This window comes from Pseudomonas sp. GM84 (assembly GCF_000282535.1).
In the GTDB taxonomy this organism is placed as follows: domain Bacteria; phylum Pseudomonadota; class Gammaproteobacteria; order Pseudomonadales; family Pseudomonadaceae; genus Aquipseudomonas.
Genome location: NZ_AKJC01000362.1, coordinates 1 through 10771 on the forward strand (window position 1 = coordinate 1; position 10771 = coordinate 10771).

9 protein-coding genes are annotated in these 10771 nt (G+C 64.9%); 3 read left to right on the forward strand and 6 right to left on the reverse strand.

From position 1 onward, the window contains the following. Positions 1-20: 20 nt before the first annotated feature. The 6 genes from PMI38_RS25620 to ppk2 are packed head-to-tail and all read right to left on the reverse strand — an operon-like array spanning position 21 to position 6823. The gene (locus tag PMI38_RS25620; RefSeq protein ID WP_008100880.1) at positions 21-1031 is read right to left on the reverse strand and encodes a DUF2955 domain-containing protein; all 1011 of its coding nucleotides are present in this window, start codon (positions 1029-1031) and stop codon (positions 21-23) included. Continuing rightward, a complete protein-coding gene (locus PMI38_RS25625) occupies positions 1021-2124 on the reverse strand; it encodes an HlyD family secretion protein (RefSeq protein WP_008100882.1) in 1104 nt (367 codons plus the stop codon). Before PMI38_RS25625 ends, PMI38_RS25620 begins: the two co-directional genes overlap by 11 nt. Beyond that, a complete protein-coding gene (locus tag PMI38_RS25630; protein ID WP_008100884.1) occupies positions 2121-3638 on the reverse strand; it encodes an efflux transporter outer membrane subunit in 1518 nt (505 codons plus the stop codon). Before PMI38_RS25630 ends, PMI38_RS25625 begins: the two co-directional genes overlap by 4 nt. Then, the gene (locus PMI38_RS25635; RefSeq protein ID WP_008100886.1) at positions 3635-4732 is read right to left on the reverse strand and encodes an AI-2E family transporter; all 1098 of its coding nucleotides are present in this window, start codon (positions 4730-4732) and stop codon (positions 3635-3637) included. Before PMI38_RS25635 ends, PMI38_RS25630 begins: the two co-directional genes overlap by 4 nt. 40 nt (positions 4733-4772) lie before the next feature. Next, a complete protein-coding gene (locus tag PMI38_RS25640) occupies positions 4773-5969 on the reverse strand; it encodes a monovalent cation:proton antiporter-2 (CPA2) family protein (RefSeq protein WP_008100888.1) in 1197 nt (398 codons plus the stop codon). Between the two features lie 35 nt (positions 5970-6004). After that, a complete protein-coding gene (gene ppk2 / locus PMI38_RS25645) occupies positions 6005-6823 on the reverse strand; it encodes a polyphosphate kinase 2 (protein ID WP_008100890.1) in 819 nt (272 codons plus the stop codon). Positions 6824-7274: 451 nt separating this feature from the next. On the opposite strand from ppk2, the gene PMI38_RS25650 reads away from it, so the two are divergent. The 3 genes from PMI38_RS25650 to PMI38_RS25660 all read left to right on the forward strand — a co-directional run bounded on the left by PMI38_RS25650 (position 7275) and on the right by PMI38_RS25660 (position 10701). Next, a complete protein-coding gene (locus PMI38_RS25650; RefSeq protein WP_008100892.1) occupies positions 7275-7664 on the forward strand; it encodes a YybH family protein in 390 nt (129 codons plus the stop codon). 93 nt (positions 7665-7757) lie between these two features. Then, on the forward strand, positions 7758-9257 hold the full coding sequence (locus PMI38_RS25655) for a purine-cytosine permease family protein (protein WP_008100894.1): 1500 nt from the start codon (positions 7758-7760) through the stop codon (positions 9255-9257). A gap of 13 nt (positions 9258-9270) precedes the next feature. Beyond that, the gene (locus tag PMI38_RS25660) at positions 9271-10701 is read left to right on the forward strand and encodes an aldehyde dehydrogenase family protein (RefSeq protein WP_008100896.1); all 1431 of its coding nucleotides are present in this window, start codon (positions 9271-9273) and stop codon (positions 10699-10701) included. Positions 10702-10771 lie beyond the last annotated feature (70 nt).

Genomic DNA, 10771 nt, shown 5'->3' on the forward strand with positions numbered 1-10771 from the left:
GATAGGGCCGGTACAGACAACTAAGCAGCCCGAACCCGGCGCCGATCGATCCAGGTCAACATGGCACTGGCATACAGCGACACCGCAAGGAACAGCGCCATGCGCACGGCAAAGGCGCCATACACGTCCTGGCCGTTGGCGCTGTCCTGCACCGACTGGCCAAGCAGGATCAGCATGGTGGTCAGGCAACTGACCCAGTAGCCCGGGCTGTGCCGGGTCAACACCACGCGGTAGAGCCGGCGCGCCTGCCAAAGGGTGAACAGCAGCACCCACAGGAAAAACATCCACAGGTGCGCGAACAGGCTCAACGCCCCCCACATCAGAATGGCCAGCACCCCGGCCAGCAAGGTCGAGCCGATCAGCTCGCGGCTGGCGTGCCGGGCGCGGGTTTCCTCGGCCTGCTGGCCCAGGCTCACCGACTTCATGATCAGCGGCATGAACTGATCCGGGGCAATCATTGCCAGCAGGAACGCCGGCATGACGATCAACGTGGCGCGCAAGGCGACCCAGCTGACCGCCTCGGGGGGAAGCAGTGGTGGCGAGGGTTGCGCAGGCGCATCGGCAGGCTCGGGGAACAGCACATGGGCCACGGCAGTCGCCAGCGTCGCCAGCATCATGCCCTTGGCCAAAGCCTCGACCACCGACAGCGCCAGGGTGAAATCGCTGGTGCCGGCCGCGGCGATCATGGTCAAGCCGATCACCAGCAGGTTGGCCAGCAAGCCATTACCGCCCTTGAGCGCGTAACGCAGCACCAGAAACACCCCGACGCCGACCAGCAACACCCCGCTCAGCGGGGCATGACGCAACAGCGGAATCAACAGCAGACCACTGCCGCAACTGAGCAACACCAGCACCGCCAGCGCCGGTGCGGCGCGCACCGGCAGCGGCGTGCTGCGCATGGCCAGCAGCAATACCGCGAACACCGGCGCCAGGATCGGCACCGGCAGCCCCAGGCCAAAGCTCGCCGCCAGGCACAGCGCTACACCCCAGGCCAGGCGCAAGGCCCGCAGGCGGCGCAACTCAATAGGCATAGGCCAACCAGCTCATCAGCCACATGAACATCCGGCCCAACAGGTTCAACGGGTTGCCCTCGCCGGGCAAGGCCATGACTTCGGCCTGGCCGCCCACACGCAACCCGGACCTGTCCTGCAACTGGTCGGCGTCGAGTTCGACGATCACCGGGAAGCGTTGCGCCGAGCGCAGCCACTCTCGGCTGTTCTGCACCGTTGGCAGGCTGCCGGGGGGCGCAGCCTGGCCGACGCTCACGCCATAGCCGATGCTGCGGATCCGCCCCTTCAGCACCTCACCGGGCATGGCATCGAGGATCACCAGCACCGGCACGCCAGGGCGCAGTCGGCCCAGGTTGTTCTCGGTCATGTCGGCACTGATCCACACATCATGGATGGCGATCAGGGTCATCATCGGCGTACCGGCGCCGACATAATGGCCAACGTCGGTACGCAGGTCGGTGATCAGCCCGTTGGCGTCGGCGCGCACGACCGTGCGGGCGAGGTCCAGGCGGGCCTTTTCCACATTCGCTGCCGCACTGCGCAATTGCGCGTTGTCGGCGTCGTCGCCCCCTTGCTGTTCACGTGCCCGTGCCACTTCGGCGCGAGCCGCCGCCACCTTGCTGATGGCCTGGTCACGGGTGGCCTGCGCCCCTTCCAGACGGCGTACCGACACCGTGCCCGGGTCTTCTTCGATCAGCCGCTTGAGCCGCTCGGCATCCTGGCGCGCCTTGCGCTCGTTGGCCTGCGCCGCCACCAGCGAGGCCTTGGCCGAATCGATGCCTGCCGTACTGGCACCCACCTGCCGCCTTACGGTATCGAGGTCGGCCTCGGCACGGGCCAGGGCGATGCGGTACTGATCCTGATCCAGCTCGAACAGCACATCGCCCCGACGCACTTCCTGGTTGTTGCCCACGGCTACACGCTTGACCTGCCCCGCCACTTCGGGCGCCACCGGGACCACGTAGGCCTGCAGGCGAGCCTGCTGGGTATAGGGCGTGAAACGGTCGGCGAGCAGGTACCAGACCAGGCTCACGACAATCAACAACAGCACCCAGTGAATGCCGCGATCGGGTGCCTGTGCCTCTGCAGCGGGCACATTCTTTACTTCGCTCATTGCGTTTCACCCTGTTCAGGTTCGTCGAGCAGATCGCCCCAGTCGGTACGTTGCTGCATCTGCTGACGCGTTTCGCGGTCGATGGGCGCGCGCTTGGTATCCCAGCCCCCACCCAACGCCTTGTACAAATTCACCAGGCCGCTTACCGCATTGCCCCGACTGACCAGATAGCCATCCTGCTGCTGCAGCAACAGTTGCTGGGCATCGAGCACACGCTGGAAGTCGGCGAAGCCTTCGCGGTATTGCGAGCTGGCCAGGTTAAGTGAGCGCTGGGCAGCCTCGGAGGCGTCCTGCCGGATGGTGGCACTTTGCAGCGAGCGCACCAGGCCACTGGCGGCATCGTCGGCCTCGCGCGCCGCTTCGCGCACGCCCTGGTGGTACAGCTCGATCAGTTGCTGCAGGCGCGCATCTTCCACGCGCACGGCGTTCTTGCGCCGGCCGTAGTCGAACGGGTTCCAGATCATGCTGGGCCCGGCGGCGATGTCGAAACTGTCGGGCAGGTTATTGGCCGAAAGGAAACTCCAGCCAATGCTGCCGAGCAGGCTCAGCTGTGGATAAAGGTCCGCTTCGGCGACCCCGACCAAGGCCGATTGCGCCGCCACTGCCTGCTCGGCCGCGCGCACATCCGGGCGGCGCAGCAACAGGTTGGCAGGCACGTCCTGGAGCAATGCCCGGTCGGGCATCGGCAACTGGCCGTGGCGCGCCTGCAACTCCGGGAACGGCCCAGGCGGGCGGCCAAGCAGCGAGCTGAGCACATTGCGCAAGGCATTGAGCTGATTCTCGAACTCGGGGATGGTGGCCTGGGTCGCAAGGTACTGAGTGCGCGCCTGTTGCCAGTCGAGCTCATCGTTCTCGCCGTGGCGGAACAGCCGCTCGGTGATTTCCAGGCTACGAGCCTGGCGCTTGGCGTTCTCTTCGGCAATGGCCAGCCGTGCTTCGGTGGTGCGCACGGCGAAGTAGGTATCGGCCACCTGGGCGCGCAGCAGCACCATGACGTCGGCGTAGTTGGCCTGGGAGGCGAAGTAGGCAGCGTCGGCGCTTTCGATGGCGCGGCTGAAGCGGCCCCAGAAGTCGATTTCCCAACCGATATCGAAGCCTACGCTGGACTGCCAGAACACCGAATCGCGGGCGCTGGGCGCGCCCGACTGGTCCTGCTTGAGGTACAGGCTTTGCGCACGCATCTGTTGCAGCTGTGGATAACGTCCGGTCTGGACGATGGACAACTGCGCGCGCGCCTCGGCAATGCGCAGGCCGGCGACCCGCAGGTTGGTGTTGTGCGCGTCGGCTTCGGCAATCAGTGCATCCAGCGTCGGGTCGGCGAACACCGTCCACCACTGTTGCAGGTCGGGCGTCGCCGCCCGCTGCCCGGCCTGTTCCAGCACCGGTGTGTTCCAGTCGGCCAACCAAGGGTCTTGCGGCGCCTTGAAGTCCGGGCCGACCTGGGTGCAGCCTGCCAGCAGGGCGAGCAGGCTAACGGCGTTACAGGCAAAAGGCCATTTGATGCAGTGTCTCACGCGTCCGGCTCAACAGGGGTTTCCGGCACTTGCAGGGCGACCCATTGCCAGAACAGCACGTAGGTCACGCCGAGAATCACCGGGCCGATGAACAGGCCGATGATGCCCTTGACCACCATGCCGCCCAAGGCACCGATCAGCACCACCGGCATCGGCACATCCACCCCGCGCCCCAGCAGCAGCGGCTTGAGCACGTTGTCGGCGAGACCGGCAACGAAGGTGTAGACGGCGAAGATGATGGTCGCGGCGGTGAAGCCGTCGGCATGGAAGACATACAGGATCACCGGCAGCGTGATCAAGGTCGCCGGGGCCTGGGCAATCCCCAGCATGAGCACGGCGATGGCCAGCATCCCTGCCCCTGGCACGCCCTTGACCACAAAACCGACGCCAATCAGCAGCATCTGGATGAAGGCGATGCCGATCACCCCTTGGGCCACTGCGCGAATGGTCGCGGTGCACAATCTGGCGATCGGCTTGCCACGCTCCTCACCGGAAACGCGCATGGCAATACGTTGCGCCGCGATCTCGCCGCGCACGCCAAAGGCCATGATGACCCCGGAGATGATGACCGCCGCGATGAACAGCAGGAAGGCACCGCCCGCACTGGCTGCCGCGCCCAGCATGCCCAGGCCGGCGCCCTTGAGGTAAGGCATCATGTTGTTCAGCACCGGCGCCAGGCTTTCGGAGGCCGACAACCACAAGGCATGCACCTTAGGCCCGATCAGCGGCCAGCTGGCGACCGAGTCAGGCGGTGTCGGCACGCTCCAGGCGCCGCTCTTGAGCAGGGTCACCATGCTTTCCACCGACTCGCTGATGGACACCACCACCAGGTAGATCGGTACCAGCAGCACGACCAGCATCAACAGCACCACCAGGGTCGCGGAAAAACCGTCCTTGAGGCCCGTGCCGCGTCTGATTCGCTGCTGCAGCGGGTACAGCGTGACCGCAAGGATCACCGCCCACAGCATCAGTTCCAGAAAGGGCTGGAACACCTGGAAGGAGAAGATCACCAGCGCGGCAATCAACCCGGCCTTGATCAGCACATCTAGCAAACCCCGTGACAGGGCGCTGTCCAACTTCAAACCTTGTTGCATTGTTCAATCTCCGAACATTCAGGACGCCATAGGGCGTCGTTCACTCGCCGGTTTCGGGTGCACGCTGAGCGTTGGTGCCGTCCCGTAACTGACGCGCCAGGCCCAACATCACCAGAGGCACCACTGCCATAGACAGGGTGATGGCGAGCACCAGCAAATCGTGCACCTGCTGCGTCAGCACCTGGTGATCGAGCGCCAGCTTGAACACTACAAAGGCAAATTCGCCGCCAGACGCCAGAACGATGCCCAGGCACAGCGCCTCGGGGTGGTTAAGCCCCCCAGCGAAGCGCCCCAGGGCAAACAACACCGGCATCTTTATGCTGACCAGCAGCAGGGTCAGCCCCAGAACGACCCAGGGCATGGAAAACAACAGGTTAAGGTCAGCGCTCATCCCTACGCCGACGAAAAAGAGCCCGAGCAGCAGGCCCTTGATCGGTTCGATCTGGGTCTCCAGTTCGTGACGGAAGGGCGAATCGGCCATCAATACGCCCGCCAGGAAGGCGCCCAGCGCCATGGACACACCCACATGCTCCATGATCCAGGCGGTGCCCAGTACCACCAGCAATGCCATGGCCGTGGACAGCTCGGGCAGACCGGAACCGACGGTCCACTTGAACACCGGGGTCAACAGATAACGACCACAGACGATCACCACACCGATGCCCGCGGCCACTGCCAGCATCGGCCAGTTACGTTCATCGACGACACTGGCACCACCGCCAAGCATCGGCACCACGGCAATCAGCGGGATAGCGGCGATGTCCTGGAACAGCAGGATGGCGACCGCAAGGCGCCCGTGTGGCTTGTTCAGGTCCTTGCGCTCGGCCAGGACCTGCAGGCCAAAGGCGGTGGACGACAGTGCCAGGCCCACGCCCAGGACAATCGCCGCCGCCTTGGACTGATCGAACAGAAAGTACGCCAGCAGACCCAGCATCACGGCGGTAAGCCCCACCTGCAGCGAACCGATGCCGAACAGCGCCCGGCGCATGGTCCACAGCCGTCGTGGCGAAAGCTCCAATCCAATCACGAACAACAACATCACCACGCCCATTTCCGAAAGGCGTGCGACGTTGTCCGGGTTGCCCAGCAGACCCAATACCGATGGGCCAATGAGGATGCCGGCCAGCAGGTAGCCTGGCACCGCGCCCATTTTCAACCGTTGCGCCAGTGGTACCAGAAGCACCACGGCCAACAGAAAAACGACTGTCGCCTGTAACAGGCTGCCATCATGTGGCATGGAAGCGACTCCCTAGGTTTTTCGAAGGGGGCGCATCATACGCGTTCAGGGATAACTTTGAAGGGGTAGTCCACGGCCTTGTATTTGCCGATCTTGCCGCGTTTAGGCAGCTTCACCACCTCCTCGCGGGTAATGTCCTTGTACGGAACTTGCGTCAGAAGGTGACTGATGATGTTGAGTCGGGCACGACGCTTGTCGTCGGAGGGCGCCATGAACCAGGGTGCCCATGAGGTATCCGAGGCGGCGAACATGGCATCGCGGGCGCGGGTGTAATCGTCCCAGCGGGTGTACGACTTGAGGTCCATGGGCGACAGTTTCCACAGCTTGCGGCCGTCGTTGATACGGTCCTGCAGGCGGCGGGTCTGTTCATCGGGGCTGACTTCGAGCCAGTACTTGAGGAGGATGATCCCCGACTCGACCATCAGCTTCTCAAGCAACGGCGTCACCGCCAGGAACTTGTCGGCCTGGTCTTCCGTGCAAAAGCCCATTACCCGCTCGACGCCGGCGCGGTTGTACCAGCTGCGGTCGAAGATCACCACTTCGCCTGCGGCCGGCAGGTGGTTGAGGTAACGCTGGGCGTACATCTGGCTCTTTTCACGCTCGGTCGGCGCGGGCAGCGCGACCGTGCGAAACACCCGTGGGCTGACGCGCTCGGTGATGGCCTTGATGGTGCCACCCTTGCCGGCGCCGTCGCGGCCTTCGAACACGATGCACACCTTGAGGCCCTTGGCCACGACCCACTCCTGCAGCTTCACGAGCTCGACATGCAGGTCTTTCAGTTCATTCTCGTAGGCCTTGCGACCGAGCTTTTCCGTAGCGGCATCGAGGTCTTTCTTCCTGGGCGTCTTGGACATCACGTACTCCTTACAGCGAATGAAGAGTCATTATGGTCGATCCACGAAGAGTAGCCGTTTCGCTTGTAGGCGCTGCGTGACGTGCGTCAACCAGATAAGCGCGCGATATAAGTACGGAAAGTCTGAAAATCCAAATCAAAAATTATTTTTGATAAGTGCGCCAACGTCACATGACGGTGGCGGCCCCTTCGCGGGGCAAGCCCGCTCCCACAGGTATCCCAGGGTTTTCGGATTCAGCGCGGCACCTGTGGGAGCGGGCTTGTCCCGCGAAGGGGCCAGCAGGGTCCGGCCAATTGCCAACGACAAGTCGCCGTCTCCAGTCCCCCTTGTGACGAGCCTCCGGCTCACTTCACAAATTCCTGAACTAATTATTTCCCCCCAGCGATTTTTCCCCTCCGCACTCCCCACCAGAATCGCTCACCACAATCACAATAACCGTGAGGCCACTCCCGTGGACCAGACACTCCAGGTACGGCAGGCCGCCGCCGACCTCGTAGCCGCCTTCGCCAGCAACGACACCGCCCGCTACTTCGCCTGTTTCAGCGAAGACGCCACCTTCCTCTTCCACACCTTGCCGCACCCCTTGCTGTCGCGCCGCGCCTACGAAGACCTCTGGGCCCAATGGCAGGCCGAAGGCTTCGCCGTGCTCGACTGCGCGTCGAGCAATACCCAGGTGAGCCTGCAAGGTGACGTGGCGATCTTCATGCACGATGTCGCCACGCACATCCGCATCGCCGGTGAGGAACACCAGTTGAGCGAGCGCGAGACCATCGTCTTCCGCCGCCAGGGCGAACGCTGGCTGGCCTGCCACGAGCACCTGTCGGTCGTCAGCGCAGCCTGACCACCCTTTTACGCGGCCCTGCCGCCCTGCCATCGCACCCACAATAGGGCCCGTGCACTGCACCGGCCTACAACTACGCGCTGGAGCATCACCATGAGCCACTCGACCGGTATCGAGACCAATGGCGTCGAACAGATCCCCGACGATCAACGCGACGCCTCCCCGCTGGACCTGTTCCGCCTGATCTTCGGCGGCGCCAACACCTTCGCCACCGCCGTATTGGGAAGCTTCCCGGTCTTGTTCGGGCTGTCGTTCCAGGCTGGGGTCTGGGCGATTCTGCTCGGCGTCGGCGTGGGCGCGCTGATCCTCGCCCCCATGGGCCTGTTCGGTGCACTCAACGGCACCAACAACGCCGTGTCGTCCGGTGCCCACTTCGGCGTACACGGGCGCATCGTCGGCTCGTTCCTGTCGCTGCTGACCGCCGTGGCGTTCTTTTCGCTGTCGGTGTGGAGTTCCGGCGATGCCCTGGTTGGCGGCGCCAAGCGCCTGGCCGGGCTGCCGGAAACCGACCTGACCCTGGGCCTGGCCTATGGCCTGTTCGCCGTGCTGGTGCTGGTGGTGTGCATCTTCGGCTTCCGCTTCATGCTGTGGGTCAACAAGATCGCCGTCTGGGCGTCGAGCCTGCTGTTCCTGCTGGGCATCTTCGCCTTCGCCGGGCCGTTCGACGCGGGCTTCGCCGGCAGCGTCAACCTCGGCCAGGCCGGCTTCTGGGCAGCGTTCGTCGGTGCGGCGATCCTGGCCATGAGCAACCCGGTGTCGTTCGGTGCCTTCCTCGGCGACTGGTCGCGCTACATCCCGCGCCAGACCCCCAAGGCACGCATCATGCTGGCGGTCATCGCCGCCCAGGCCGCCACGCTGATTCCGTTCCTGTTCGGCCTGTGCACCGCCACCCTGGTGGCCACCCAGGCACCGGACTACATCGCCGCCAACAACTACGTCGGCGGCCTGCTGGCCGTGGCGCCGAGCTGGTTCTTCCTGCCGGTGTGCCTGATTGCAGTGATCGGCGGCATGTCTACCGGGACCACCGCGCTCTACGGCACCGGGCTGGACATGTCCAGCGTGTTCCCGCGCCTGCTCAGCCGCGCCGGCGCCACCCTGCTGATCGGCGTGCTGGCCATCGGTTTCATCTTCATCGGCCGCTTCACCTTCAACCTGGTACAGAGCGTGTCCACCTTCGCGGTGCTGATCATCACCTGCACAAGCCCCTGGATGGTGATCATGATCCTCGGCCTCATCACCCGCCGCGGCTTCTACCACGCCGACGACCTGCAGGTCTTCACCCGCGGCCAGCGCGGTGGCCACTACTGGTTCCTGCATGGCTGGAACTGGCGCGGCATGGGCGCGTGGATTCCCAGCGCGGCAGTCGGCCTGTGCTTCGTCAACCTGCCGGGGCAGTTCGTCGGCCCGCTGGGCGACCTGGCCGGCGGCATCGACCTGAGCCTGCCGGTCACCCTGGGTATCGCCTGCGTGCTGTACCTGCTGCTGCTCAACCTGTTCCCTGAACCTGCTGGCGTGTATGGCCCCAATGGCCCGCGCTGGGTGCGCTGCAAGAGCACCCGGCACATGCCGGTGACCACCGCCGAAATGGCCTGACTGGAATACCACCATGACCACTTCCCACTACATCGCTGGCCGCTGGGTCGAAGGCCAAGGCAGCGACTGCATCAGCGTCAACGACCCGGCCCTGGGCCTGCCCTTCGCCGAGATGATGGCCGCCAGCGTCGCCCAGGTCGACCAGGCCGTGGCGGCTGCACGCGAGGCCTTGCCGTCCTGGAAAAACCTCGGCGCAGCCACCCGCGCGGCCTTTCTGCGTGGCTTTGCCGAGCAACTCGGCCAGCGCCGCGAAGCGCTGATCGCCCTGCAGATGCGCAACAACGGCAAGCCGCGCCACGAGGCCGAAATCGACCTGGACGACGCCATCGCCACCTTCGCCTATTACGCCGAGCTGGCCGAGCAACTGCCGGAAAAGAACCGTGAAGTGCCACTGGCCGCTCCCGGCTTCACTGCCCGCACGCGCCTGGAACCGGTGGGCGTGGTCGGCCTGATCGTGCCGTGGAACTTCCCGCTGGTGACCAGCGCCTGGAAACTCGCCCCGGCCCTGGCCGCGGGCTGCACCGTGGTGCTCAAGCCCTCGGAAGTCACCCCGCTGATCGAGCAGGCCTACGGCCAGATCGCCGACGCCCTGGGCCTGCCTGCCGGCGTGCTGAACATCGTCAACGGCAAGGCCGAGACCGGCGCGGCCCTGAGCAGCCACAACGGCCTGGACAAGTTGTCGTTCACCGGCAGCAACAGCGTTGGCAGCCAGGTGATGCGCAGTGCTTCGGCGCAGTGCCGGCCGGTGACCCTGGAACTGGGTGGCAAGTCGGCGATCGTGGTGTTCGATGACTGCGACGTGGACCAGGCGGTGGAGTGGATCGTCGCTGGCATCACCTGGAATGCCGGACAGATGTGCTCGGCGACCTCGCGCCTGCTGGTGCAGGACGGCATTGCCGATGCACTGCTGCCCCGTCTGCAGCAGGCACTGGAAAAGCTGCGCGTCGGTAATCCATCGAGCGAAGAAGTGGACATGGGGCCGCTCACCAGCCAGGCGCAATGGCTGAAGGTTGCCAGCTACTTCGCGACGGCCCGCGAAGAGGGTTTGCAGTGCCTGGCCGGTGGCAAGGCGCTGGACCGCGAGGGCTGGTTCGTCAGCCCGACGCTGTATGCCGACGTGCCTGTGGACAGCCGCCTGTGGACCGAAGAGATCTTCGGCCCGGTGCTGTGCGCCCGTCGCTTCTCGACCGAAGCGCAAGCGATTGCCGAAGCCAACGACAGCCGCTTCGGCCTGGTCGCCACCGTCTGCTCCGCCGACCTGGAACGCGCCGAGCGCGTGGCCGATGCGCTGGAGGTCGGGCATGTGTGGATCAACTCGGTGCAGGCGGTGTTCGTCGAAACGTCGTGGGGCGGCACCAAGGGCAGTGGGATCGGGCGAGAGCTCGGGCCTTGGGGGTTGTCGGGGTATCTGTCGGTCAAACATGTGACGCGGTGCATGGGCTGACACCGCAGGGGGCCGCTTTGCGGCCCTTTCGCCGGCAAGCCGGCTCCCACAACGCTGTACCTGTGGGAGC

Bases quoted from the DNA above. Each gene is read 5' to 3' on its own strand.
- PMI38_RS25660 (WP_008100896.1), top strand. From the start codon at position 9,271: ATGACCACTTCCCACTACATCGCTGGCCGCTGGGTCGAAGGCCAAGGC.
- PMI38_RS25625 (WP_008100882.1), bottom strand. From the start codon at position 2,124: ATGAGCGAAGTAAAGAATGTGCCCGCTGCAGAGGCACAGGCACCCGAT.
- PMI38_RS25655 (WP_008100894.1), top strand. From the start codon at position 7,758: ATGAGCCACTCGACCGGTATCGAGACCAATGGCGTCGAACAGATCCCC.
- PMI38_RS25620 (WP_008100880.1), bottom strand. From the start codon at position 1,031: ATGCCTATTGAGTTGCGCCGCCTGCGGGCCTTGCGCCTGGCCTGGGGT.
- ppk2 (WP_008100890.1), bottom strand. From the start codon at position 6,823: ATGTCCAAGACGCCCAGGAAGAAAGACCTCGATGCCGCTACGGAAAAG.
- PMI38_RS25640 (WP_008100888.1), bottom strand. From the start codon at position 5,969: ATGCCACATGATGGCAGCCTGTTACAGGCGACAGTCGTTTTTCTGTTG.
- PMI38_RS25635 (WP_008100886.1), bottom strand. From the start codon at position 4,732: ATGCAACAAGGTTTGAAGTTGGACAGCGCCCTGTCACGGGGTTTGCTA.